Here is a 26,352-nt window from a genome sequence, read left to right on the forward strand (position 1 = left end):
CGTCAACAAACGACCGAGCAGAGCGCGGAGCAGCCGCTACTGGAGGCGGCCACTGCACCGCCCCCTCCCCGCAGTGGCGACGAACCGGCGTCGCAAGTACAAGCATATCGACAGCCTGTGCCGCAAGGCGATTGACTGGGATCTGATTGGACGGCACTATCCCGAATGGCTGATGTTCGGCGGCGAAGGCGTGATCGCGGAAAACGTCCGCCACGAGCAGCGCAAGGTGATCAAGTACAACCACCTCGTCGCAAACATGGTGATTCTCTACAACGTGCAGTGGATGTCGCGCAAACTGAAGGACCTGCAGCAGAAGGGATAGTCCGGCTCACGCTCGCCGCCTAACTGACCAGGAATGAGGATTGCATGATGCGCCACCGGCACGTTAACTTATGGAGCCCGTTGTCGTCCGTCGGCGTACTTGTTGGCACTCTGATTTTTGCCGCAACGCTGACGCCTACACTGGGTCTCCGTACGTCGCTGCCCCAAGGCGTGCTGTCGGGCGGCGGCTTCGCGATCGGTTACGGAATCGGCGCATTCGCGGGCTGGCTCTGGACCTTCATGGAATTGCCGCCACCGGGCATGCGCACGCAGCGCATCGCCGCGCGGATGGTTGCGGTGTGCTGCGCTGCCATCGCCATCGGTTTCCTTTGGCTCTCGAATGGGTGGCAGGACTCCGTGCGCAAGCTGATGGACGTCGCACCAGTGAGCAGCGCACACGCGCTCGTCGTCGTCGCGCTTGCCGCAACGACCGCGCTCGTGCTGATCGCGTTAGCCAGGCTGTTCGCGCTCGTGCTGCGCGCCGTGGCCGCCCTGATCGGCCGATTCGTTCCGCGGCGAATAGCGAACGTGACCAGCGCCGTGGTCGCGTTCGTGCTGCTCTGGTTGCTCGCGACCGACGTGATTATGGGCGTCGCGTTCCGGGTGCTGGACGCCTCCTACCAGCAGTACGACGCGCTCATCGAGCCGGAACGGCTCCAGCCAACCGCGCCGCTGAAGACTGGCAGTGCCGCGTCGCTGCTCAGTTGGAATGACCTGGGACGGGCGGGGCGCGAATTCGTCTCGTCCGGGCCGGGCGCGCGTGCGATCGAAGCCCTTTCCAGGCACCCCGCGCAGGAGCCGATCCGAGTCTACGTTGGATTACGCGCGGCCGATACGGCGCACGAGCGCGCACGGCTCGCTCTGGCGGAACTGAAACGCGTGGACGCCTTTAACCGCGCCGCACTGATCGTGATCACGCCAACGGGAACAGGCTGGGTAGACCCGGCCGCGATCGACAGCGTTGAGTATCTGTACAACGGCGATATCGCAAGTGTCGCCGTTCAGTATTCCTATTTGTCAAGCCCGCTTTCGCTGCTGGTGCTGCCAGATTACGGCGCACGTTCCGCGCGGGCGCTGTTCGACGAAATCTACGGCTACTGGACCTCGCTGCCCAAGGACCGGCGTCCGAAGCTCTACCTGCACGGCCTCAGTCTCGGCGCGATGAATTCCGAGCAATCCGCCCACCTGCTCGATACAGTCGGAGACCCATTCCAGGGTGCACTCTGGAGTGGGCCGCCGTTCACAAGCAAACTATGGCGATCGTTTACCGACGCGCGCAACCCCGGCTCGCCATCGTGGCTGCCACAGATCCGGGACGGCGCGCTGGTGCGATTCATGAACCAGAACGGCGTTGGCCAGGATGGCCGCTGGGGCCCGATGCGTATCGTCTATCTGCAATATGCAAGCGATGCGATCACGTTCTTCGACTACAGTAGCCTGTATCGCAAGCCAGACTGGATGATGGCCCCACGCGGACCGGATGTGAGCCCGGCGCTGCGATGGCGTCCCGTCGTCACGTTTCTGCAGCTTGCGCTCGATCTCGCCACAGCGACAACGACGCCTCCAGGGTACGGCCACGTTTACGCGGCGCCTCACTATCTCGATGCATGGCTTGCTGTCACGGGCATCCAGGGATGGTCTGCCGAAGACCTCGCGCGACTGAAGCGGCATCTTGCGGCCGCGCAGGCGCGTGGGGAATCCGACCCGTCCAGCGCGTACGTCGATCGCGGTGGGTGATCGGGTCCGCTCGTTGCGTCTGCCGCAGTCTGCGCGGCGTCGGTCAGTCCGCCATCCTCTCGATCCTGAAGTTCGCGCCAATCCTAGGTCTGCTCCAGCAATGTGTCGAGCAGACCGCTGAGGTCGAGCGACGAGCGCACGCCGAGATCGTCGCCGTGCGCTGTCAGGAACGCCTCCATGGAGCGCCGGCCATCGTCTCGCAGCATGCAAAGGAACTCCCATTCGGCATTCAGCTTCGACGAAACGCCCAGCTCAACCATCTTCTGGCTGGTGATCCGGTGCATGCGCACGTCGGCCCATTGCTCCGCCCAGGAGGGCACGTGCGCCGAATCGCCTTCGTCGGCCAGCAGGCGTTGGAGCATCGCGATGCCGCGCAACTCCTTTTTCAGGCTTGAATTGAACGAAATCTCGTTGATGCGATTGAGGATGTCGCGTGCTGTCTTCGGCGCGCCCGGTCGCTCGACCGGGTTGATCTGGACGAGCAGCATGTCGCGCGCCTCACTTTCGCGGATAACCGGCGTCAGCAACGGATTACCGGAGAAGCCTCCATCCCAGTACGGGTCGCCGTCGATTTCGATCGCCTGATGAACCAGTGGCAGGCACGCGGACGCCAGAACTGCGTCCACAGTGATCTCCGCGTTGCGGAACACACGCGGCAATCCGGTGCGAACGTTGGTTGCATTGACAAACATCTTGATCGGCGCCTGCGCCAGTGGCCCGAAATCGATGTGGTCCTCGAGGATTTTCCGCAGCGGGTCAACGTTGGTTGGGTTGACCTGATACGGCGAGAACAGGCGACTGAAGAGGTCGTAGAAGACATAAGCGGGAGAATTGTCGAGGCTCCAGTTTCCTGTCAGTCGATCGAATGGCGTGCGCTGGATCGGGCTGTAGCGTGCCGCTTCGCTCACGCGCCGCCAGAAGTTTTCGAGCGACGCCTTCGCGCCGTCGGGACCGTCGCGCAGGTAGCCATGCACGAAGGCGACAGCGTTCATCGCACCGGCCGACGTCGCCGTGATGCTATCGATCTGCAGCCACGGCTCTTCGACGAGCCGCTCCAGTACGCCCCAGGTGAACGCGCCGTGCGCACCGCCTCCCTGCAGGGCGAGATCGATTGCCAAGGTGGCCCGGTTGGGTGCGGCCTGGAAAGTCTTAATGCGTTCGCTGGACATCGTGTTCCCCTTCTCGGTTTGGCGTTCAGGTCACGCCGGAGTTCACATTCAGTTTGCCGCCGACGGACCCGGCTCGTCGGTTGCCGGCTGCGGCGCCGCGGCTGCCTGCCAGCCACCACCCATCGCACGAAACAGCGCGACCTGCGCCTGAATCAGCCCCATGTCGCCGGTCACGAGCGCGGACTGGCTGTTGAGAAGCGCGACGCGTGCCTGATCGATGTCGAGACGGCCCACGTTGCCGACCTGGTACTGCCGCATCGTCTTCGCGAGCACGTCACTACGATGCGTCACTTCCTGCGCACGCGCGGTCTGCAACTGCTGCTGGCGCGCGAGCCGCCCGAGCGCCTGCTCGACGTCATACAGCGCGCCTTGCGCCGTCTTCTCATAGGCGACGAACGCCTGATAAGCCTGCGCGTCGTTGGCTTCGACCTGCGAGCGACGCGCGCCAAAATCGATGAGCGGCAGCGACAGTGCTGCGCCGAACAGCCAGAACGTGCTCGGGCCCAGACTCCGCCCCGCGATCGTCCAGCCATTACGCGCGAGCAACGCGCTGAGCGACACGGTCGGCCAGTAGTTGAGGCGCGCCGCGTCGGACTGGTTCACACTCGCCAGCAGACGCGCGCGGGCGGCGATCAGATCGGGGCGCCGCATCAGCAGATCGACCGGCTGTCCTGGCGCAATGGCCGCGAGCGGCTGCGGCAGGCGCTGTTCCTCTTCCAGCCCGGCAGCGTAGGTCCCAGGCGCGACGGCGCACAGCTGTTCGAGTGCAAGGCGCGTCTGCGTAAGCGTCATGCCGATTTCCTCCCGCCGCGCGTCCACCTGCGCGAGCCCCGCGCGAGCGGCGTCGATGTCCGTGCTCAGCACCGCGCCCGCATCATAGCTATGCTGCGCGATGACGACAAAATCCGCAGCGACCTGATGGCTTTTCTCGAGCAGCGTGCGCTGCTCCTGCAAGCCTCGGTACGCGGTGTACAGATCAGCGACAACAGCGATCGTCGCCAGCCGCACCGCCTGTGCATCGCCTACGGCGGCGGCGGTCAGCGCGTGCGCAGCGGACAGCCTCGCGCGGCCCCGGCCGAACACATCGATTTCCCATTGCGTCTGCAGGCCCACGCGCCAGAACTGCGCATTGAGATCGTCGATGCCCAGCAACTCCTGAAACTCGAGCGCGGTCGCGCCGCCGTGATAGCTGCCGCCTTCGACGCCCGCGCCGACCGAAGGCAGCAGTTGCGACCACGCGAAGCGCACGCCGGCCCGCGCCTGATCGATGCGCGCCGCCGCGAGCGCGATGTCGTAGTTGTGAGCAAGCGCCTGCTCGATCAACTGCGTCAGTAGCGGGTCGTTGAACTGCGTCCACCATCGTGCGAGTTCCGCATCGCTTAGCGCCGGTTGCGTGTCCGCGTTGACGGGCGCCACTTCGTGAAATTGCGTGGGCAGCGCGGCCGGCTCGCCGAGCTTCAGCGGCGGCGCGCACGCGGACAAGCCGAACGCGACCAGCAAGACCGGCAACAGCCGCCGCATCCGGTTGCGCGCGTAAGACTCAAGCGGTTTCATGCTGCCCCTCCGCGCGCGCGTCGGCCGACCACTCCGAGCTCCTGATCGAAAACAGCAGCACGTAAAGCGCCGGCACCGCGATCATCGTGAGCACGGTCGCGAACGCGAGGCCCGCCATCATCGTGATCGCCATGTCCTTGAAGAACGGATCCCACAGTAGCGGAATCATCCCGAGGATGGTCGTTCCGGCAGCCAGCGCGACGGGCCGCAGCCGGCTCATGGCGCCGAACGTGACGGCCTGCATGCGTGGCACGCCCGCGGCGATCTGCTCGTCGATTTCCTGCACGAGTACCACACCGTTCTTGATCATCATGCCGACGAGGCTCAGCAGCCCGAGCAAGGCCATGAAACCGAATGCGCCCCGGAACAGCATCAGGCCGAGCGTCACGCCGCAGATCGACATGGGCACGACCAGCAGCACCACGAGCGCGGGCTTCAGGCGGCCGAACATCATCAGCACGAGCAGCACCATTGCGATAAAGCCGAGCGGCAACTGCTGGAACAGGCTCGCCTTCGCCTTGCTGGAGGACTCCTGCTCGCCGCCCCATTCGAAACGATAGCCGGGCGGCAGCGCGATCGACTCGATTGCGTGGTGCACGCGGCTGAACGCGGCGACGCTGTTGGCGCCGTACGTGGGTTCCGCCGACACGGTGAGTGTACGAATGCGATCCTGGCGCGAGATCATTTCCTCCTCCGTCCGCGGCGCGATGCCGTCTAGCACGTCGCCCACCGGCACGTATCGCTGTAGTCCCGCGCTGTAGACCTGCAGATCACGCAGGCGTTCGAGTCCCCGCGGTTCGGGCGGCGCCTGCACGACGATCGGCAGCAACTGGTCCTCCTCGCGATAGACACCGCTGGGCAGTCCTTCAGTCGCGTAGGCAAGCACGTCGCTCAACTGGCGGCGTGTGACGCCCATCGAACGCGCGCGCACGTCGTCGAATAGCGGCCGGATGACGTTGACCGGTTCGTCCCAGTTATCGCGGATCGCGGTCAATCCGCCGTCTTCGCGCAGGATCCGTTCGGCCTGATGACCGAGACCGCGCAATACCGCCGGGTCCGGACCCAGAAAGCGTGCCTGGATTTTCGCGCCGCTGCTCGGACCGAAGTTCGGTCGCGTCACCGACCAGAGCACGTCCGGAAAGCGCTTTTCCAGTTGGGCCACGACGTCTGGAATCATTGCGTCGATTGCGGCGGCGTCCTTCACGGTAACAATGAATTGCGCATAGCCCGGATCGCGCGTCTCCGGATCATAGACGAGGAAAAAACGCGTCGCGCCGCCGCCGACGTACGTGCCAACGTTCGCGACGTCCTTCAGCCCGAGCAGATACTGCTCGACCGCGTGCGTTTTCGCAGCGACGGCGTGAATGTCAGCGCCGCGCGGCAGGCGCATGTCGACGTAGAAGATTGGCGTCGTCGAGGCGGGAAAGAAACTCTGCTCGACGAAACGGAAACCCCAGATGCACAACGCCGTGAGCACGGCGAGGAAGGCGACCACCGGCGCGCGCCGGCGCTCCGCCCACACGAGCAACCCGCGATAGCGTCGGTAAAGGCGCGTGTCGAACGGGTCCGCCGGCACGTTCGCGGCGGGCCGGAAAAGATAGCTGCCGAACAACGGTGTCAGCCCAATTGCGATCACCCAGCTTAACAACAGCGAAATCGCCGCCACCGCGAACAGCGATTTGCAGAATTCACCCACCGAATCGGGCGAAAGTCCTATGCCGGAAAACGCGAGTATCCCGACAACCGTCGATGCCAGCAGTATCCACATACCTTGCGCGAGCACTTCGCCGGACGCTTCGACGGCGGACATGCCCTTCTGCACACGCACGAGCATGCCTTCGCAGACAACGATCGTGTTGTCGGTGAGCATGCCCATTACGATGATCAGCGCACCGAGCGAGATGCGCTGCAGCTCGATCCCAGCCGCGTACATGACGGCGAGCGTGCCGAGGATCGACAGCAGCAGTTCGGCGCTGAGAATCACGCCGGCGCGCCAGCCGAGTCCTATGCCGAGCGCGATGCCGACGATCGAGACCGAAAGGAAAACCTCGAAGATGAACCCCTTCACGCTCGCGTCGACTATTTCTGGTTGGTCATAGAGCGCGTTCAGCTTTATGCCGGGCGGTGCGGCGTGCCCCAGTTCGGTGAGCTTCGCTTCGATCTGCGCGCCGACCTTCACGACGTCGACGTTCTCGCGCGCGCTGATGCCGATCGTCAGCGCAGGCTTGCCGTTGTAGCGGATCAGTTGGGTCGGATTCTGCGCATAGCCATGCGTGACGTGCGCGAGATCGCCAAGCAGTAGCGGCCCGGCGCTTGAGCCCACCGGCAGTGCGCGGATTGCGTCGAGCGAATTGAGCGCGCCGGTGGGCGAGATGCGGATCGAGACATCGCCGGTGCGCTCGCGGCCGGCGGACCGCACCTCGTTCTGTACGACAAGCGTCTGCGCGAGCGCATCGGTCGACAGGCCGTTCGCCATCAACTGCGCCTGATCGATCGCGACGGTGATTTGTTCCTGCTGGTTCCCGGCGATCACTACGTCCGACACGTTGCGCAGCGTGAGCAACTGTTTGCGGAGTTCGCGTGCGTATTCATAGAGCTGCGCGGGCGTGTAGCCGTCACCGGTCAACGCGTAGAACATGCCGTACACATCACCGAACTTGTCCAGCACGAGGGTCGGACCCGCGCCCGGTGGCAGACGCGGTTGCACGTCACTCACCTGGCGGCGCAGTTCGTCCCACACCTGCGGTAGCGCTTCGGACGAGTACACATCGCGAATCTGCACGCGAATCTCGGAATAGCCGGGCATCGAGCGCGATCTCAGCGAGTCAACCTGCCCCATCCGCTGAATCGAACTTTCGAGCCGGTCCGTGACTTCGTTCTCGACTTCAGCGGCACTCGCACCCGGATAGAGCGTCACCACGACGGCCGTTTTTATCGTGAACTTCGGGTCCTCAAGACGGCCGATATTCCAGTAGGCGTACAGACCGCCAACCAGCGACAGCAGCGCGATCACCCACGCAATGAGCGGCCTTTCAATCAGGAGACGGGCGAGTTTCATTGCGGATTTGCGTCCATGGAACGAACGTGCAGACCCTCCGCGACGAACTGTACCCCGCCGGCCACGACCTGATCGCCCACGTTCAGCGCTCCCGCCACCACCGCGTCGCCGCCGCTGATGGCGCGGACGTCAACCGGCACGGCATGAACCTGGCCGCTCGGCCGGTCATACCGCCATAGCCTGCGATGGCCGTCCGGCGCGACGGACAACGAGCCGACGGGCACGGCGAATCCCGGGCTATCGTTGTGCTGTGGCCCCAGATCGAGTCGTACCCGCACGATCATGCCAGGTAGTAGCGGCAACTTCACCGGTTGAGCGACGCCGAACAGCAAACGGTATGAGCTGGCGGACGGCGTAATGAGTGTGGAGCGCTCGCGGTAGACGAGATCGAATGGCTGTTCGGGTCGCTCGGGCAGCCACGCCTTCCCGCTCAGCGCAGCGCTGGCAGAAAGCGTCTCGATGACGCTCTGTGGCAGTTCGACCCCGACTTCAAGGCGCCCGACATTCTCGAAGTTGAACGCAAGCATGCCCGCTGAGACCGTTTGCTGTGACTCGACATTGCGTCGCGCGACGCGGCCATCAAACGGTGCAACGAGGCGTGTATTGCGCAAGTCGCGACGCGCGAGGTCTCGCTGCGCCAAGGCCATCTCCACTGCGGCCTTCAACTGATCGAATGATGCGCCGGATAGGATCCCTTCGTCGTGCAGCACCGCCTTGCGCTTCAGATCTTCCGCCAGTTGCGTGTATTGGGCGTCGGCGCGGCGCAATTGAAGTTCATAAGGTTCGGCATCGATGCGGGCAATCAACTGGCCTTTTTTTACCGCCCCCCCGTCGCGCACGGCAATCTCGACAATCCGGCCGGAGACTTCGAAAGCGAGCGGAGAAATACTCGTCTGTTCGATTCGCCCGGTGAACTCTCGCAATTCGCCTCCGCGAAAAGGCGACACTGAAACCAGTTGCACTTGTTGTGGCCCCGCGTCGATAACTGACGCCGGTTGCTTTCCGCATGCGACTAATGCGCCGCATAACGCGATGACAACAACTGCCCGACGCAATGTCTTCTGCATATTGGCGGGAGAAACGGCTGGGCGAAACGCTGGTCGGCACCATTGCGTGTTCATTGCACCCTCTCAGTTGTTGGCCATTCTTACAGACGTATTGCTACAGCCAGTCCAATGCCCATCGCATACGCTACAACGCTTGCCGAGTCTTTCAGATTGTTTGTTACGAGCAGAAGCTACTCCAAGGCAATTTCAGTTTCCCTTCAATGTCAAACTTGAATGGAATTATCACGAAATTTATTCAGGTCAACAATAAGATATTGGTACATAAATGTCGTAAACAATGCAAAAAATATGCACTTTGGAGCCAACATCGGCGGATTCTGCCAGCCTCGCTGATTATTACAAAATTGTGGCATTCCGACGCGTCGCGTTCGACTGACTGCTATTCGCTGTATTTTCTTTTGCACTACTACTATGATGCAGTGGCCCTGTGTGCCCCAATCCTTCAATGGAGCCTGGTCATGGTCCCTGTTGCGCTCACCCCCGTTGCGGCACTTCTTGGATTGGCGGGCATGCTGATCAGCCTCGCAGCGCTGATCTGGCTCGCCTATCGTGGCTGGACCGTTCTGGTCGTCGCGCCAGCCGCGGCGATGGTAGCGGCCGCCATCTCCGGCGAGCCGGTTCTTGCGCACTGGACGTTGACCTTCATGACGAGCGCCGCGCGCTTTCTCGCGCAGTTCTTTCCGATCTTTCTGCTCGGCGCGATCTTCGGCAAGTTGATGGAAGACAGCGGCTCGGTGCAGACCATCGCGAACTTCATGACAAAAAAACTCGGTGCGCGGCGCGCAATGCTCGCCGTGGTGATCGGCGGCGCGATCGTCACCTACGGCGGCGTCAGCCTGTTCGTCGCCTTCTTCGTGCTGGCGCCGATGGCGCTCGCGGTCTTCCAGGAGGCTGATATTCCACGTCGGCTCATACCGGCGGCGATCGCGCTCGGCACGTCGACGTTCACGATGTCGGCGCTGCCGGGTACGCCAGCCATCCAGAACGCGATCCCCATGCCGTTTTTCGACACCACGCCGTTCGCGGCGCCCGGCCTCGGCATCATTGCGAGCGTTTTGATGGTCACGTTCGGCCTGTGGTGGCTGGCGCGCGAAGAAGCGCGCGCCCACGCGCGTGGCGAGGGTTTCAATGGAAGCGGCGTGGCAAGCACGCCCGCGCACGACACGCTGCTCGTGCGCGAACGGGCAACCGTCGCACAAAGCTTCGACCCCGGCGAGATCGCTCACGGCCGTGTCAGCGTGGATCTACCGTCGTTCGGCGTCGCGGTCATGCCGCTCGTGCTTGTCGTTAGCATCAACCTGGTGATGAACGTGCTGGTGCTGCCGCGCATCGATGCGTCGTACCTCGCTGAGGCGCGCTGGGGATCGACGTCGATGGGCGCAGTCGGCGGAGTGTGGGGCGTGTGCGTTGCGCTCGGCGTCGCGATCGTGGTGCTGAGTCTGGTGAATCGGCGCCGGCTCACTGCGCTGCGCGAGAGCATCGACGCCGGCGCCAACGCCGCCGTGCTGCCCGTTTTGAGCGTGGGCAGTCTTGTCGGCTACGGCGCGGTAGTCGCCGCGCTACCCGCGTTCGCGCTGGTTCGCGAATGGGTGCTCGGCATCGGCGGCGGCCCGCTCGTATCGCTCGCGGTGTCGACGAACCTGCTCGCGGCGTTGACCGGCTCCGCGTCCGGCGGTCTCACCATCGCTCTCGACGCACTCGGCAGCACCTATCTGCAACTGGCCGCGCAACACCACATCGATCCCGCGCTACTGCATCGGGTGGCAGTTATTTCGTCGGGCACGCTGGACAGCCTGCCGCACAACGGCGCCGTCGTCACGCTGCTAGCCGTGTGTGGCTCGACGCATCGCGAGAGCTATCGCGACATAGTCATGGTGGCGGTCGTCGGTGCACTGGTAGCACTCATCGCGGTGATTGCACTCGGCTCACTGGTAGGGTCGTTCTAGGGAAGGTCCGCACAACCCGTTTTCTGTGCGTCGGCAGTTTGCTGCCCGTGTTGTATCGACGCCGGAAGCATACTGATACCTCGATCGCAGGGCTTTTCAGCCGTGGCGACTCGTGTTTGCCGAGACTCATGGCGTCTACGCCTGTGTGCTTCACGCGTTGCGCACTGCCTTACGCGCCATCCACAGGTTACCCAACGCAAACAGCGTCGTAATCTGGGCCGTGTTTTTCATCAAGCCCCGGTATCGTGTCTTTGTATAGCCAAACTGTTGCTTGAGGATGCGGAACGGATGTTCGACCTTGGCGCGGATGCCAGCTTTCAGGCGTTCGATCTGGTTGTATATCGCATCCAGACGATTACTCAGATCCAGTTGTCTGCACCTGCCTGGTTTCATCGCAACATGCCAGCGCACCGCCTCAGCCTCGCAACGCTTTTCGATACCCTGATAGCCGGCGCAGCGTACACATCCGTTTCTTCGCCATGCAACAACGCTTCGGCTGCATTGATGTCGTGAACGTTGGCCGCTGTGCCGATGACGGTGTGAAACAGGCCAGACTCCGCGTCAACGCCGATGTCGGGTAGCGGCGGCGCATTACTGCGCCACCACCCCCTAAGAACCGGACGTGCGAGTCGCCCCGATTCCACAATAAACCCCCACAAATTCAAATGCTTGGCTCAAGCGCAGTTACTTCGCTTCGCAGTTCATGGCGCTGTCCGCAACCGTAATATCACCAGCAAAGTTGCTGCGTGACGTCGGGAACGCGCGGACTGCCCGTTCAATGCCGACTCATTCGACGCATAACACGAGATTTCGAACGAAGCTGTCCGCACCCGCCTAGGACATCAACACCGATGCTCTGGTCAATCACGCATTCTATTCCGCGCGATTTCAACGTGTCTTTAAACAGTTCAAAGCGATTGGATGGATTCAGGTAGACTCCATTGGAGGATTCTACTTTATTTAAATACTTAAGTTTTATCACGAACGAATCACCGTTGAACATCGAACAAAGACGCTTCAAATCGGAGTCTGTATCGTTTACGCCATCTAGAAGCAGGTAGTTAAAGTAGATCTTCGCATTCCGTTTTTTATGATAATCGCGGGCTCTCACTACCAATTCTTCGATGTTGCATTGCGAACTGACCGGAATCAGGAATTTTCTGACTTCATCGGTGGTAGCATGCAGCGATATGGAAAGCGCATCGAACGAGGTTTGGTTAAGTTCATTAAACTTATTGCTAATTCCGACGGTTGTCAGCGTTACTCGTTTCGCCAAGCCTTCCGCTTTGATGCGAGTCGACGCTCGACAAACCTGTTTCATGTTCAGCATTGGCTCTCCCATCCCGGCGAATAACACAGTGTCAAATTCGTGCAAATGATATCTGCGCCGTGCGTCATCCAGGCATAGGGTTACCTGCTGAATAATCTGGTCTTCGCCCAAGTCTCCCATCGACTTTTGCTTGCCGGTCTCACAAAAAATACAACCGACTGCACAGCCGAATTGACTCGAAATACAAAGGTATGGCTTCTTCTCCTCGCCATAGAGGAAGAACGTCGATTCAACGCTCTCCAGCAAATTTTCCGTCGTGATCAGATACTTGCATCCCTGATCTTTCGAAGTCGATACATCCAGTATTTTCATAAAATTAGGTGATAGTAAATTTCTGTTTCAGGCGGGCAGGCGCCGGCGAATTTATATATCATTTAGACATGGCGACGCCACATTGATGAGGGTGCCGCAACTCGTTTGAGGCTCCCATGACTTGTTCGTGAGTCATCACTGGGTCAATGAATAGGGATTCAATGAAACTAGCGTCCAATTGCGAAAGGTAGCTCGACGGAATACCTTCATACCAATCAGGGATTGTCGTTGTCGTTGGAAATATTAGCTTGTCATCATAAAGTCGACCGCTCCAAACATCGTCCGTCGCGTGAATCCGTCGAGTCTTCTTAAGATCAATCACATCGACAATTGAGGAGTTAAGCGGAAATCGGAGGCTGTTTTCAGCCGCTGGCAGGTCATGGTCACAGAGCCATGCAACCAGATCCCGTTGTCGAGCGTCCAGCTGATTTTCGCGATAGACGGCAGTCATAAGAATCGGCACAACAGTGCCGCCAGCCGCTCGGTAGTCTTGGATGAATTTCAGACGGCGAAGAAGTTGCGAAGCGTTATCAAGTGCACTAATTGAGACGCGCATCTCGGCACCGATAGCTGCAAGTCCTGCCAACGTCGCGTGCGCGATATGCGTGAAGCTTTTCGTGATAAAAATAATTAATCGACCCGACTGATGAACCAGTTTCCCCAAATTTAGCGCGGTTATCCAATCCCACGAGGGATCACTGTTCCAGCCGTTTCTTAGGTAGCGCTGCGTGGTTGGCAATCGCGCCAGATCCTGAGCGACAAGCTCTGGATTCAACTCATTCGCAACGCGTTTCCCGAAATCTATTCCACGTGTCCATGCGGACTGCGCAGCGAAACAAATTCCATAGCACGCTTGACGTTCTGAGAGGCAGCCGGACACCACATCGGTTGTTAAACTATCGAAGGGAAGCCCACCTGCTCGTCCAACGCGAATGCTTTGAGCTGGAAAGGGCGAAAGGGATGAGCCGTTTATGTACTTTAGATTGCTATCGTGAATAAGATGATTCACGTCCGCCGTTACGCTGGAAGATAATGAAAAAATTTTAGAATTCACGCCATCCGCCTATTAAATAGATTGTCGCCCAAGCGGAGGTGTCAAAATGTCTCCGTCCGGAAATATTTTCAGGGCTTTGAGTAGTCGGATGCCGCTAAATTCTTGCCGACGGTGCAAAAGTTGAGTGTTGTCATACAAAATTAGATCGCCAGCCTCCCATCTATGGACGTACTGATTTTCCTCAGAGAGGATTGACGCTAGCAATTCACTCCGATCGCAATCCACCTTTCTGCCATCCTCGTCCTCGAAGTCGATTGTATTTTCACTGACGTATAAAAATTCTTCATTCGTTATTTTATTTTTAAAGATAACGGGGTGTGAGGTACAAATCATAGGAACATTATCGTGCGTTTTGGCTGGTCGCCGAGTAGACCAAAGTTCACGCAAATTTGGCAAGCGAGTTTCGCGCAAATTTGCGTGGCGAACTGCAGTGGTGGCGAAACATGTCTCCCCCCCAATCGGAGCGGGAATCACGCAGTAAAGGACGGCAAGCGACGCTGGATTTTCCCGAAATTCCTGATCGGAATGCCAAAAATCGGTGGTGTCGCCTCCGAAGCCGAGCGGTATACCGTCCGACCCCTTGAGGTTGGTTAAGTACGCCACGTGCTTATCAATCTGGCCGTGGCTTATTTTTCGTGCGGAGGGTTCCAGCACACCATTTCCGATGAGCCGACCGAACCGAATTAATTCGTAATCGCTGATTAACTGATTCCTAAAAACCAAAATACCATGCCGTGAAAGAAGCATGCGCAAGATTTTGACGTCCCACGTCGAGTCCGCTCGAAGTTCGATTGAATTGGTTTCAAGGCCAAATTTTCCGAGACTGCGCCAGTCTCGAATTGTAGTCAAGTCACTGTTGTGCATATGATTTCCAAATACGGATTGCTGGTCAAGGTTGAAAAATTGCTATTCACTATATTTTCATAAAATTTGTGCGAAAATTGACGAAAATATAGATATTGCACTGCTAGTTGTCTGGTATCTGCGGATTCTGATTGACCGTCTCGAAAGCCGGATTGAAGACACGATGCTCGACGTAGACTTTCAGACCATTCGACAACGGAACTACCTGTTTCTCGATAGGCATCGTGTATCTCCCGTATTTGCCTGGCAAATGAAAGCTTAATGAAAGATACTCGAGAAAATTGGTATGGTGTGTATTTCGGTAAAGCCGAACAGAGATTTAGTTGATATAGATCAATGTTTTCGCCAACCATCGTTGTACGGCTTTGGTGCAAATAGGCTTTGGGAACCAGTTAAAGTGGCAAGCCTGATGAACTGGTAGTTGGTGATGAGCAAGCAGAAAGGTGTGGAGGGGTTGTTCGATGGACGGCATTTTGATCGGGAGATCATTGTTGTATGCGTGCGCTGGTACCTTCGCTACTGACCTTGCCCCCGTTTGACGAATCCCATAGCTGGGCGAATTACGCGGCTTCGCCTCGCTGAGCCGCGAACCAGTTCTTTTCGAATGTCATGGGGCTGACGGGCGTTGTCACGTTGAAGTGTTGATCACGCAACGGCGCGATAGAACGATCCACTGCTCAGAAAGCAGACGGATCTTGGGTGAGTTCGGTGAAGCAGAGCTGCTTGCGATACAGCGAGGCGCGTAGAAGATGTCGCTTGAGCGCAAAGTGCTGCCGAATCGGGCCGAAGCTCGACAGGAATGACTGTGGGCTTTGTCGCGATAACGGTTACAGGGTGAGAAAGGCCTTATGTGAAGAGGATTACTTACGTAGCCAATGAATAGAACTGCTCGGCGGGAGTCTGTCGGGCACCGTCGTCTTTCATCTGCCCCTTGGCGATCATGTGCGCCACCTCGATGCCACCAGGCAGGATGCGGGTGCAACGAAAATTCCTGACCCCGAGCATGGGTCGGGGGCGCCGCTTGATCGCGCGATGGTCCTGCTCGATGACATTGTTCAAGTACTTCGTCTGGCGGATCTTGATGGGTGTTTCGCGCTCGGCGTTGATGGCTTCCAGCGCGGCCAGATTGGCGCCACTTTTGTCGATCCTCACCGTCTCGGGTTCGCCATTCCGGGCGATCGATTTTTCAAAATACCAACGCGCCGCGGCCTTGCCCCGATGGGCTCGCAACAGAAAATCGATGGTGTTACCGACCTTGTCGACAGCGCGATACAAGTATTTCCATTGGCCTTTGACTTGACGTAGGTCTCGTCGACACGCCAGCTCTTGCCGACGGGGCGCTTGCGACGGCGAAGCGCTTTCTCCAGCACCGGCAACACCTTGAGGGCCCAGCGATGCACGGTTGAATGATCGATCGCGATGCCTCGTTCAGCCATCATCTCTTCCAGGTTTCGCAGGCTCAACGGATAGGCCACGTACCAACGCACGCACGTCAGGATCACATCGAGCGGATAGTGCAGGCGTTTCAGTACCTTGGCCACCGCCGGGTTCAGCGTCCTCATCAATTCACTCATCATCCGCGACTTTGTATCGCCGGAATTCCACCGATCATCTCTTACTGCGACACAACAGGTCCAGCGACGCCGGCGGCATGAACGACGCCCGCGCCGACATGCGTTCCCAGAATTCGCGCAGCCGTTCGACGCCGCGCGCCGGCGGATTGCCTGCGATCAGTGCCGCGTTGATTGCCCCGATCGACACGCCGGCAATCCAAGTCGGCTGCGAGTCTGACTTCGGCGAGACCTGCGTACACGCCCGCCTGGTACGCGCCGAGTGCACCGCCACCCTGTAACACGAGGACCGTATGGTCGAACCTGCCCAGGTTCACAGCCACCTTCGAAGGCGGCGAGTCCGGTTTGGTGTTCATCGCCCGTTACCCGCGGTCAGTTGATCGGAATCGCAGCACAGAATCGGGCTTCACCCAGACCGGCCCGCCGGCATGGAACAGCCCGGCCATGGGCAGAAGTGGCAGGTATTTCATTTCAAATGCTCCTCATATCGCAGCCGACGATTTCAATAGTCGGGTCTGCGCGGACCTTCTCCTGGAAGACGAAAAAGGGCCATCCGCTGTAGATCATCGTGACCGTAGCAAAAGAGGACTCGTTGATCGCCGAGGCTCGGCCTCGATGATCAGAAGTTATGGATCAGGCCGATGCCCGCACCGACCTGGCTACGCGATGACGACGGCGAGTTGTTGAAACCGTTGCCGATCGATGCCGTTGCGTCGATGATCTCCCCGCCATTGAGCGTCATGCCGTTTGCGCGCTGGTAAGCCTCGACTGCGTAGAGGCCCGTGCGCTTCGACAGGGAGTAGAACTGTGACAGCGTGAACTGGTGGTACTGCGCTGCGCTCGTGATGCCGTTCGACCGGGTTGCGCGTGTGTAGCTGTAGCCACCCGCGAGGGCCCACCGGCCCGCAGGCTTCCATCGAAGCACGGCGCCTGCCGTGTTGAATGTCGCCTGGTTGCGGAATGTCGAGCCGACGCCCGGGATGTACTGCACGTTCGAGTACGATGCTGTGACGTCCCACTCGGATGTGAGGTAGCCCGCCGTCACAGCCACGCGCTGCTGCGCTTGCGCCGTCTTATACCCATTGTTGATCGCCGACACGGCTGTCTGGGCGCCGCCGTTCGACAGCGTGGATTCCGCACCCCAGGCACCGCCGCCCGGCGTCGAGTTATTCACACGCTGGAAGCCGGCAGCGATGCCATAGGGACCGTGGACATACCGGACGCCCGCGCTCCAGGTCGAGCCGGCGTTCAGGCTGCCCGGCACGCCACCGAACGCGTACGAGCCTCCAACCGTGAAGCCGTAAAAATCCGGCGACATGTAGACGAGCGAATTGTTAGCGCGGTAGTCGACGTCGAGCGCGTCGATGTCGCCAGGGTGTGCGCCGAAGTAGCCGGTCAGCCAGTTGTTCGGCGTGTACGGCGACAGCAGCGTGTAGTACGCCGTGTACTGGCGGCCTGCCGTCAGCACGCCGTATTGCGGGTCGGACAGCCCCACCCACGACTGACGCGTGAACATGCCGCCGCTGAATTGCGAGGTAGCGTTATTGGTGTTCACGCCCGCTTCGAGTTGAAAGACGGCCTTCAAGCCACCGCCCAGGTCCTCAGCACCCTTCAGACCGAACCGGCTTCCTAGCCAGACGCCCGTCGACATCTTCACCGCCGAGTGACCGCCAGTCGTCGAGCCGAGCGACGTGCTGCTGTTTTGATAGGTGATGCCGTTATCGACGAGCCCGTAGAGGATCACGCTGCTTTGAGCACAAACAGTGCCGGACGCAAGAACTGCGGCCGTCATGCCGGCCGCGATGCATATCTTCATCGATCCCTCTCCATCTTCAAATTCCCATTGATCCCATACGTCCGTAAAGGGAGGCCACGCTGTTGCACGTGGCAGCCCGTGCGCCACTAGCCCTGCTCCTTTCCGGCAAGGAACAGCCCGACGGTGATGAGCACCGGTGGCACGGCAAAACTGCAGTTGCCCGCAAGCCGGTACATGCCCGCCGCTACACCACATCCCACCGCGAAGCTCGCGACACTCGCCGCCATCCGCACGAGCGGCGATGGGCCGCCGACCGCCGCAGGTTGAACCCTCCGGAAGCGGTCAGCCAGCTGCAGCATGATCTGGGTGACGGTGCCCGTCATGAGCGTCGATGGCGGCGCATCCGACAGATGGAGCCGGTGCAGCCCGTTCTGGATCGACATTGCGGCGACGAGTACAAGGCCGGTGACGACCGCCATCCAGTTGTCCCCGTCGGTGAGTGGATCGAGACGGATCGCTAGCACCGCGCCTAGTGCGAGCAACAGCAATTGAATCCCAAGCATGATGCGCAGCACGGGCGCGCGGGCCACAGACAGTCGATAGCTCATGGTGCCCGCGAGCATCACCGTCACGCAAAACACCGGCAATGCGAGCAGTTTTGCTACGGCACCTGTCGTGCCAAAAACAAACGTCGCCCCCACCGTGACGAAGTTTCCGGTGACGTGCGCCGTAAACAAGCCGTGCAGCGCGAGAAAGCCGGCCGTGTCGACATAGCCTCCGTTAAAGCTCAACAACGTCGGCAAATACCGTTTCATCCAGCGATCCCTTGTGGCATGCATTCCTCTTGAAATTGCGGCGAGCGTTGTATGCAAACAGCTTCCCGGCTTGTGATGGCGCTCGATGTAATTCACGTTCGGATTGACATGTCCACCGATCGTGAAGACATATCTTTTCGGGAACAGCGACTCATCTGCAGGCATTTGATCCTGTCGACAGCGCGGGTACGCAATACAGCATCAACCTGTGTTGGCATGGCGCATGACCCGACGGGCTCGCTTGTCGGCGATATCGTGCCAGGCGACTAGCAGAAATCCGCCCAACAGGCCTAAATGCTCAAAAAACGCGTTAGCGGTTGGCATGCGATTGGGTGGCGCCATTTCCCAGAACCGGTTGACCAGGAACGTCGCCATCAGCGTGAACGCAGCCAGCGCGAGCGCACCGAGCCAGCGAAAACGACCTGTGAGGATCGCGAGCGGCGCGGCCAACTCCAGCACGATGGTCGCGGCGGCCAACGGTGCGGCAGGCGCAAGTCCGGCGTGAGCCATCTCCGCCACCGCCCCGCTGAAATCCAGGGCCTTCACAAGACCGCCCTGCAGATAGGCCGAGCAAAGCCCGAGCAATGCGATCCATCTCACCGCAAGGACGCTCTTCGGCGAGCGTGTCCATTCGACGGACGTTGAGCCTGAGCGCCGCGTCGTTGCCTCTTTTTCGCGCGCCATTTCACACCGCCCAGCACGCACAGCCAAGCGCGCCCCAGAACGAGCGCAGGTCGGAGGCGGGCGCCCTGCTCGACCACGAACGGGCGTGGTCATGGCCATGCACCGCGCACGCCGTCGAGCAGCCGCACGACGCGGCGGCGACCCGCTGCAGCGGCACTCCGCCCTCGCTCTGCGCATCCTTCCACGCAGCAAAGCCGCCGAACCTGCGCACCGGCGACCAGGCGGGCATCGCGGGCGGCGGGGTGCTGTTGTCGAGCGCAGCGAACTCTCCAGCACCATACACGACACGTCCACCGACGATCGTCAGCAAAGATGTCGTGTGTGCGATTTCGTCTTCCGCGCACGCGAAGAAGTCACGGTCGGGCACGATCAGGTCGGCCAGTTGACCCGTCGCGATTTGTCCTTTACGACCTTCCTCGTTCGAGAACCACGTAACATTCTCGGTCCACATGCGAAGCGCCGTTTCGCGGTCGAGACAGTTGCGCCGAGGGTAGAGGCGCAGGCCGCCAACTGTCTTGCCGGTGACGAGCCACGCGAGCGAAACCCACGGGTTGTACGACGCGACGCGTGTCGCATCGGTGCCTGCCGACGTCTTCAGGCCCTTCGCGAGCATCTTCGCGATAGGAGGCGTCGCCTCCGCAGCCGCTGCGCCGTAACGCTCGACGAAGTACTCGCCCTGATAGGCCATCCGGTGCTGCACCGCGACGCCGCCGCCCAGCGCGGCGATGCGGTCCATCGAGCGTTCGGAGATCGTCTCCGCGTGATCGAAGAACCAATTGATGCCGTCGAGCGGAATGTCCTGGTTGACCTTCTCGAATACGTCGAGCGCGCGGCTGATGGTCTCGTCGTAGGTCGCATGAAGGCGCCACGGCCAACGGTTTTCAGCGAGCACCCGCACCACTTCCTCAAGTTCGCTTTCCATCTGCTGAGGCATGTCGGGCCGCGGCTCGCGGAAGTCCTCGAAGTCCGCAGCCGAATAGACGAGCATCTCGCCCGCGCCGTTGTGCCGAAAGTAGTCGTCACCCTGCTTGTACTTCGACGTCTTCGTCCAGTTGAGGAAGTCCTGTTTTTCGGCCTTGGGCTTCTGCGTGAAAAGGTTGTACGCGAGGCGTATCGTCATCTGCCCTTCGTCCGCGAGCTTCTGGATCACCTCATAGTCTTCCGGGTAGTTCTGAAAGCCCCCGCCCGCGTCGATGACGCTCGTGACGCCGAGCCGGTTCAGCTCGCGCATGAAGTGGCGCGTCGAGTTCAGCTGATAGTCGAATGGCAGTTTCGGGCCCTTCGCGAGCGTCGCGTACAGGATCGACGCGTTCGGCTTCGCGAGCAGCAGCCCGGTCGGATTGCCCCGGCTATCGCGCATGATCTGGCCGCCGGGCGGTTCCGGCGTGTCCTTCGTATAACCGATGACGCGCAGCGCCGCCGCGTTCAATAGCGCGCGGTCGTACAGATGCAGGATAAATACGGGCGTATCCGGCGCGACCGAGTTCAGCTCGTCGAGAGTCGGTAGCCGCTTCTCGACGAACTGCTGCTCGGTGAAGCCACCGACGACGCGCACCCACTGCGGCGGCGGCGTGATCGCAACCTGGCGCTTTAGCATCGCCATGGCCGTGGCGAGCGAGCGCACGCCGTCCCAGCGGAGCTCCATGTTGAAATTCAGGCCACCGCGCACCACGTGCGTGTGGTTGTCGATGAGGCCGGGCACGACTGCACGGCCGTTCAGGTCAATCACGCGCGTCGCCGCGCCGGCCAGCGGGACGACCTCCGGGTCACTGCCGACGGCGACGAACATGCCGTCCTTGATCGCGACGGCGCTCGCCACCGGCTTCGAGCGCTCGAGCGTCGTGATGCGGCCGTTGCACAAGATGAGATCGGGAATGGATGCAGAGGTAGTCATGAACGGTTCTCCTCGGTGTTGGCCTTCTCGCGGCTTACCTGCTGCGATGCCTGTCGGCCCGGCAGCACGCCAAAGACGTGATTCGTGCAGTGGGCGTCCTGCCATGCAGCCGACAGGGTGGTGCCTGAAAAAACGCGCTTGGTGACCGGTATTACCTGTTCGCCGCCCAGCATGCCGAGCAGGCCAAGCAGCGCAATGAGCGGCGGTGCCGGCGAGCGCACGCTGAGCAGGCTGTAGATGATGCCGACGAGGATGCCGGCTCCCAGTGAGAACAGATAGGGCTTCATGGGTGTGCTTTCGTCGCTTCGTCGGGATCGACAACGGCGGCCCGCACATTGCCGGGCCGCCGCCGCGCCGCATAGGGCGTGGGTGTCGTGTGCGGCGCTCAGTGGCCTTCGCCGCCGCCGAACATCGTCTTCGCGTAGATGAGGCCGAGTCCGTAGCCGCCGCCGTGGGCGATCGACGTCGCGACGGTCTGGTTATAGGTTTCACCACGCGCCCAGTCACGTTGCAGCTCGAGCAAATATTGCAGCGACGTCATCGGCCGCACGCCCGCCTGCACCATCCGCTCCATGGCGCGCTCGTGCGCTTCGTCGCTGATGTCGCCACACGCGTCGGCGATCACGTATACCTCGAAGCCTTGATCGAGCGCCGATAGTGCCGGGCCGACGATGCACACGCTCGTCCACAGTCCGGCGAACACGAGGCGCGGCTTGCCAATCGCGTTCACGCGATCGGCGATGCGTGGGTCCTCCCACGTATTCATCGTCGTGCGATCGATGATCTCATCGTGCGGAAACACCGAGCGGATCTCGTCGAAAATCGGACCCGAAAAAGTCTTCGACGCCACCGTAGTCAGGATCGTCGAAACGGAGAACTCCTTCGCGGCCTTCGCAACCAGCGCGGCATTGTTGCGTAGCAGAACCGGATCAATCGACTTCGTGGCGAACGCCATCTGAGACTGGTGGTCGATGAGGATCAGCGTATGGTCGGATGGGGAAAGCAGCAGCTTTCCCGGCTTGGCTTGAGCTTGAGGCATCGTCATCTCTAGGTTGGGTGGAGTGAACACAGGTCCAGCGCCGAGATGGTATTGGAGCCGGAATCGCAAAGGAATAGAATGAACGGAATAGCATCCATTCCAGATTTTTCATGCAGACACTTCCCGATCTCGAGGCGTGGGCGATCTTTGCCCGCGTCGCCGACACCGGCTCGTTCGCCAAGGCTGCCGAAGCCCTCGGCATGTCGCAGCCCACCGTGTCGAAAGCAATTTCCCGGCTCGAGCAGCGGCTCGGCACGGCGCTGCTCTACCGGACCTCGCGCCGGTTTTCGTTGACGCTGACTGGCGAGATGGCCCGCGAGCGTGCGATCCGCATCCTGAACGAGGGCGAAGCCGTGGAAGCGGAAGCGTCGGCGCAGGCGCTCACACCGCGAGGAACGGTGCGCGTGACTGCGCCAATGTCGTTCGGAGTGAAGTACCTGGCGCCGCTGATTCCCGCGTTTCTCGAGCGCTACCCGGAAGTCGACATCGACCTGTCGCTCACCGATCGTGTGGTCGATGTGGTGGCAGCCGGTCTCGACCTGGCCATACGCATCGCAGAGCTCGGCGACTCTTCGCTGCGCTCGCGAAGGCTCTGTGCGATACGCCGGCCACTCGTGGCAGCGCCCGCCTATCTGGATCGCCACGGACGACCTGAACATCCCCGCGACCTTGCACAGCATACATGCCTGATCTATACGAACCTGTCGACCCCCGAACTCTGGCAGTTCACTCACATATCGGGCAGCCAATGCGCGGTACACGTGCGCGGCAGAATCCGGAGCAACAACGCGGACGTGATCGGTCCCGCGCTGCTTGCCGGGCAGGGGCTCGCGCTGCAGCCCGAATTCATCGTTTGGGATGCGCTCGAGCGCGGGGAGCTGGTAGAAGTCCTGCACGAGTGGCGCATCGCGCAGATCAATGTGAATCTCGTCACGCCGCCGGGCGTCCTGCGACCCGCACGCGTGACGGCCTTGCTCGACTATCTGGCCGAGAGCCTCGCCGTGGTGCCGTGGGCAATGAGCGACAGTTGATGCTCCAGTCCATGCGGTTTCTTGTAGCACTCCTTTGCTGTCGCCACGTTCTTTGAATTCTGCTGGTGTGATGACAAGTTGTCGCGCTCAAAAAGCCGAGTTACTAGAATCGATATCCGACTGACACAAAGCTGAAGGCTTTGTCGCAATAAGGCGATGTATGCTGCAGCCCGCGAGACGAATGATGTGATCCATGAAGCAGAACCTGAATCCAGCCGTGGCGCGCGTGCTCAAGCGCCGGCATTGCCCGCTCGACGTGATCCTGATGTGCGTACGCTGGTATGTCGCCTATCCGCTAAGCATGCGTCACATTGAAGAAATGGTCGCTGAGCATGGGATCTGCGCTGATCATTCGACCGTGCACCGCTGGGCGCTCAAGCTGTTGCCGGTAGTGGAGAAAGCGTTTCGCCTTCGCAAGCGGTTTGGACGCGAATCTTATCTCAACGCCTTAATGCGACAAGACCCCGCGAGCGTATCAGGAACCGATGAGCTGTCGATCGATGGAAGTCTATCCGTGCACGGTCGCAGCAGTTCAGCCGAGCATGACTAATGCGGTCGCCAGAACGGCACGTTTGAATTCCTTAGGGCGCCGCGGTAAGGATGAGAACGGACCTAGCATATGGCTATAGGCGACGGTTTTGCTAATGCCGTTGGCGAGCATCATGAACATGATGTCGGGGTCCTGCTGCGAAATCTCACCTGCATCAATCGCATCAGTGAGCAACGGCACAAACACGTCATGAAACGGCCGGACCACTCGCTCAATCAGGAGGTTAAGACGCTCCCCAGTTTCGGTTGCGGCAGTCGAAAAAAACATGCCTACGTCCGGCGTCAGAAACACTTGGTCGATGAGGATGGACACGGCACCCTCGACGCGCGCTCGCGGCCCCAGACCCGACGTCGCCCGCAACGCGGCGGTCTTCGCGATCATTGGCGCTGCCTCGTCGGCGATCTGATCTACCACGGCAATCCACAACGCTTCTTTCGAACCAAAATGATGTGTGACAAGCGCGGGGTCGACACCCGACACCCTGGCAATTTCGCGCACGCTTGTCGCATCGTAGCCACTCCTCGCGAACGCGTTGCGTGCACTGCGAAGCAACGCATCAGCACCGCCCGCGTCGCTGCTGGCTGGACGACCTCGCGGCCGACGCGGCGAGGCGGTCGCTGTAGCAGGCTTGGCGTTGTCGTTCGGATGTTTCATCAGCAGCCGTAGATCGTTTCCAACGAAAGTCTGGAAGTTTAACCGGTGTGCTCCCTGCGCATAACAGTGGCCCTACGTTTGACATGAATCCATCTACGCCTTAGCATCGCAATAATTCATCACTCGTAGAATTATTTGACAATGAATCAGGCCACCCGAATCGTCATCGTCGGCGGCGGCATTGCTGGGCTTCTGCTGGCGACCCGGCTGGGTAATACGCACGGCCGCAGCGGGCGCGCTCACGTGACGTTGATCGACAAAAGCGCCACGCATATCTGGAAGCCTATGCTGCATACCATCGCGGCTGGCACGCGCGATGTCCAGCAACAGCAGGTCATCTATCTCGCCCACGCCCGAGAACACGGTTTCGACTACCAGCCAGGCGAAATGGAAGGCCTCGACCGGAATGTGCGCGCCGTGAAGCTGGCCGAACTCAGGGCGCCGTCCGGTGAAGTCGTCATCGGCCCACGTACGGTCGAATACGATGTGCTAGTTCTCGCGCTGGGTAGCCGCGCCAACGATTTCGGCACCCCCGGCGTGCCGGAGCATTGCCATTTCATCGACAGCCAGGCGCAGGCCGAGGTTTTTAACGAAGCCTTGCGCGTCCGCATATTCCAGAGTGTTGTGACGAATAGTCCGTTACGCGTGTCGATTGTCGGAGCTGGGGCGACGGGGGTCGAGCTGGCGGCGGAATTGAGCCGCTTGCTCGAAGTAGCCGCGAGTTATGGCGACCCTGACATCCGCTCACGCCTGAACCTCACGCTTTATGAAAGCGCCTCGCGCATTTTGGCGGCATTTCCGCCGGCGGTGTCGGAATCCAGCGAGGCGCAGTTGCGCAATATCGGCTTCACCGTGCGAACGGGCACGCGCGTGACCGCAGCCGAACCCGATGGACTTCGGCTCGCCGACGGCAGTAAGCAGGCGGCGGATCTGATGGTGTGGGCGGCGGGCGTCAAGGCGCCTGATTTTCTGGGCAAGCTGGATGGCATCGCGGCGAATCGTTCCAATCAGATCAACGTCAGACCAACGCTGCAGGCACAGGACGACGACAAAATTTTCGTTCTCGGTGATTGCTCGACGCTGACGCTCGCCGGCCATGAGCGCCCTCTCGCGCCTACCGCGCAGGTCGCCACGCAACAGGCACAGTTTCTTGCGAAGCACTTGCCGGGCTGGCTAGGCGGAGGCTCACTACCCGACTTTGCGTTTCACGACTTAGGCGCGCTCGTGTCGCTGAGCGACTACAACGCTTTCGGGACGCTGGGACAATTCGGGTTCTTCCGGGGCGGGTTTATCAAGGGCCGATTCGCGCAACTGAGCCACGCCATGCTCTACCGCCAGCATCAGCAGGCGTTGCATGGTTTCGGCAAGGCCACATTACTTTGGACAGCAGAGCGGATTAACGGCTTCGTGCAGCCGAAGATACGGCTGAGCTGAAGCCCCCACTTCTGACAGGAGTACTGGCATGGATCAGTACGTGACGGACAACATCGCATGGCAGCGCACTGTCGGGCAACTTGATGCCGGTTGCGCGCATCAGTTGACGGCTCGCGTCAGGAATTTAATCGATTCGCAGGGATCAAGCCGTCTGTCGAATGGTAACGGTGCCGTTGCGATTGCCCTGCTCGAGCGAATCAGTGCGCGAACGGCCGCGGTCTCATGGAGCGATCCACAGGGCTGCAAATACGGCGAGCAGATTTGGCGGCTTGCCACAGCCAGCCGGTCGGGGATATGCGCATTGAGCGCACAACCTATCGCTGTGGGCGATGCGATCTATCGCCCCACAAAGGTCAATCCGCCTCCAGCTAATGCCGCCGCCATGATGCTTGCCGCTGTAGTTGAGCGCGCCTTCGCCGATCCATGTTGTTAGTTTTCGCTTGTATGTTTCACTGCTGATTCTGATTAGTGGCATGGAACTGTCTCGGGGGCGCTCACGCAGGGCAAGCGCA

The 26,352-nt window shown here is 60.5% G+C and carries 20 protein-coding genes and 6 pseudogenes; 7 read left to right on the top strand and 19 right to left on the bottom strand.

Translation table 11 applies throughout. The features are described from left to right. Positions 1-82 precede the first annotated feature (82 nt). Both WN982_RS36815 and WN982_RS36820 read left to right on the top strand, forming a co-directional pair. Positions 83-319: pseudogene (locus WN982_RS36815) on the top strand (Tn3 family transposase); the annotation flags it as partial. A 47-nt stretch (positions 320-366) separates the two neighbouring features. Then, positions 367-2,058, top strand: coding sequence for an alpha/beta-hydrolase family protein (locus tag WN982_RS36820; protein WP_341316895.1), 1,692 nt, complete (start codon positions 367-369; stop codon positions 2,056-2,058). Positions 2,059-2,141: 83 nt separating this feature from the next. Here the strand turns inward: WN982_RS36820 and WN982_RS36825 are convergent, their stop codons facing one another. Genes WN982_RS36825 through WN982_RS36840 form a run of 4 tightly spaced genes read right to left on the bottom strand, consistent with a single transcriptional unit; the run spans position 2,142 to position 8,762 of the window. Then, positions 2,142-3,227: a patatin-like phospholipase family protein gene (locus tag WN982_RS36825; protein ID WP_341316896.1), complete on the bottom strand. Its 1,086-nt coding sequence runs from the start codon at positions 3,225-3,227 to the stop codon at positions 2,142-2,144. A gap of 48 nt (positions 3,228-3,275) precedes the next feature. Continuing rightward, on the bottom strand, positions 3,276-4,781 hold the full coding sequence (locus WN982_RS36830) for an efflux transporter outer membrane subunit (RefSeq protein ID WP_341316897.1): 1,506 nt from the start codon (positions 4,779-4,781) through the stop codon (positions 3,276-3,278). Further along, positions 4,768-7,839 (bottom strand): efflux RND transporter permease subunit, encoded by a 3,072-nt coding sequence (locus tag WN982_RS36835; protein ID WP_341316898.1) that lies wholly within the window; start codon positions 7,837-7,839, stop codon positions 4,768-4,770. Before WN982_RS36835 ends, WN982_RS36830 begins: the two co-directional genes overlap by 14 nt. Next, positions 7,836-8,762, bottom strand: coding sequence for an efflux RND transporter periplasmic adaptor subunit (locus tag WN982_RS36840; RefSeq protein ID WP_341316899.1), 927 nt, complete (start codon positions 8,760-8,762; stop codon positions 7,836-7,838). The genes WN982_RS36835 and WN982_RS36840 overlap by 4 nt, the downstream gene beginning before the upstream one ends. Before the next feature lie 602 nt (positions 8,763-9,364). Here WN982_RS36840 and WN982_RS36845 point away from each other — a divergent pair. Beyond that, positions 9,365-10,852 (top strand): GntP family permease, encoded by a 1,488-nt coding sequence (locus WN982_RS36845; protein WP_341316900.1) that lies wholly within the window; start codon positions 9,365-9,367, stop codon positions 10,850-10,852. A 150-nt stretch (positions 10,853-11,002) separates the two neighbouring features. Here WN982_RS36845 and WN982_RS36850 read toward each other — a convergent pair. From WN982_RS36850 to WN982_RS36915, 14 genes and pseudogenes are all read right to left on the bottom strand, one after another. Continuing rightward, a pseudogene (locus tag WN982_RS36850) lies at positions 11,003-11,424 on the bottom strand (transposase); the annotation flags it as partial. Between the two features lie 203 nt (positions 11,425-11,627). Then, positions 11,628-12,494: a radical SAM protein gene (locus tag WN982_RS36855; RefSeq protein WP_341316901.1), complete on the bottom strand. Its 867-nt coding sequence runs from the start codon at positions 12,492-12,494 to the stop codon at positions 11,628-11,630. 58 nt (positions 12,495-12,552) lie between these two features. Then, positions 12,553-13,548 (bottom strand): hypothetical protein, encoded by a 996-nt coding sequence (locus WN982_RS36860; protein WP_341316902.1) that lies wholly within the window; start codon positions 13,546-13,548, stop codon positions 12,553-12,555. A 12-nt stretch (positions 13,549-13,560) separates the two neighbouring features. Further along, the gene (locus WN982_RS36865) at positions 13,561-14,412 is read right to left on the bottom strand and encodes a TauD/TfdA family dioxygenase (protein ID WP_341316903.1); all 852 of its coding nucleotides are present in this window, start codon (positions 14,410-14,412) and stop codon (positions 13,561-13,563) included. A gap of 133 nt (positions 14,413-14,545) precedes the next feature. Further along, positions 14,546-14,635: pseudogene (locus WN982_RS36870) on the bottom strand (alpha/beta hydrolase); the annotation flags it as partial. A gap of 454 nt (positions 14,636-15,089) precedes the next feature. Beyond that, positions 15,090-15,218, bottom strand: a pseudogene (locus WN982_RS36875) (IS6 family transposase); the annotation flags it as partial. 58 nt (positions 15,219-15,276) lie between these two features. Next, a protein-coding gene (locus tag WN982_RS36880; protein WP_341316904.1) for an IS6 family transposase occupies positions 15,277-15,974 on the bottom strand; the annotation gives its coding sequence in 2 pieces (ribosomal slippage) (positions 15,277-15,710 and positions 15,710-15,974; 699 coding nt in all). 103 nt (positions 15,975-16,077) lie between these two features. Continuing rightward, positions 16,078-16,339, bottom strand: a pseudogene (locus WN982_RS36885) (patatin-like phospholipase family protein); the annotation flags it as partial. A gap of 263 nt (positions 16,340-16,602) precedes the next feature. After that, positions 16,603-17,799 (bottom strand): porin, encoded by a 1,197-nt coding sequence (locus WN982_RS36890; protein WP_341316905.1) that lies wholly within the window; start codon positions 17,797-17,799, stop codon positions 16,603-16,605. Between the two features lie 86 nt (positions 17,800-17,885). Continuing rightward, entirely contained in the window at positions 17,886-18,554 is a 669-nt protein-coding gene (locus WN982_RS36895; RefSeq protein ID WP_341316906.1) for a YoaK family protein, read from the bottom strand. A 201-nt stretch (positions 18,555-18,755) separates the two neighbouring features. Continuing rightward, positions 18,756-19,238, bottom strand: a complete 483-nt coding sequence (locus WN982_RS36900; protein WP_341316907.1) for a DoxX family protein — start codon at positions 19,236-19,238, stop codon at positions 18,756-18,758. A 1-nt stretch (position 19,239) separates the two neighbouring features. Further along, positions 19,240-21,132, bottom strand: coding sequence for an amidohydrolase (locus WN982_RS36905; protein WP_341316908.1), 1,893 nt, complete (start codon positions 21,130-21,132; stop codon positions 19,240-19,242). Then, complete coding sequence (locus tag WN982_RS36910) at positions 21,129-21,419, bottom strand: XapX domain-containing protein (protein ID WP_341316909.1); 291 nt, start codon at positions 21,417-21,419, stop codon at positions 21,129-21,131. Before WN982_RS36910 ends, WN982_RS36905 begins: the two co-directional genes overlap by 4 nt. A gap of 98 nt (positions 21,420-21,517) precedes the next feature. Further along, entirely contained in the window at positions 21,518-22,171 is a 654-nt protein-coding gene (locus WN982_RS36915; RefSeq protein WP_341316910.1) for a hydrolase, read from the bottom strand. Between the two features lie 110 nt (positions 22,172-22,281). On the opposite strand from WN982_RS36915, the gene WN982_RS36920 reads away from it, so the two are divergent. Further along, a complete protein-coding gene (locus WN982_RS36920) occupies positions 22,282-23,202 on the top strand; it encodes a LysR family transcriptional regulator (RefSeq protein ID WP_341316911.1) in 921 nt (306 codons plus the stop codon). Between the two features lie 193 nt (positions 23,203-23,395). Further along, positions 23,396-23,611: pseudogene (locus tag WN982_RS36925) on the top strand (IS6 family transposase); the annotation flags it as partial. 123 nt (positions 23,612-23,734) lie between these two features. Here the strand turns inward: WN982_RS36925 and WN982_RS36930 are convergent. Then, entirely contained in the window at positions 23,735-24,406 is a 672-nt protein-coding gene (locus tag WN982_RS36930; RefSeq protein ID WP_341316912.1) for a TetR/AcrR family transcriptional regulator, read from the bottom strand. A gap of 141 nt (positions 24,407-24,547) precedes the next feature. Between WN982_RS36930 and WN982_RS36935 the strand changes: the two genes are divergently transcribed. Beyond that, positions 24,548-25,840, top strand: coding sequence for an NAD(P)/FAD-dependent oxidoreductase (locus WN982_RS36935; RefSeq protein ID WP_341316913.1), 1,293 nt, complete (start codon positions 24,548-24,550; stop codon positions 25,838-25,840). Positions 25,841-25,868: 28 nt separating this feature from the next. After that, entirely contained in the window at positions 25,869-26,273 is a 405-nt protein-coding gene (locus WN982_RS36940; RefSeq protein WP_341316914.1) for a DUF3331 domain-containing protein, read from the top strand. The last annotated feature ends 79 nt before the right edge of the window (positions 26,274-26,352 follow it).

It is taken from the genome of Paraburkholderia sp. IMGN_8 (assembly GCF_038050405.1).
GTDB lineage: Bacteria > Pseudomonadota > Gammaproteobacteria > Burkholderiales > Burkholderiaceae > Paraburkholderia.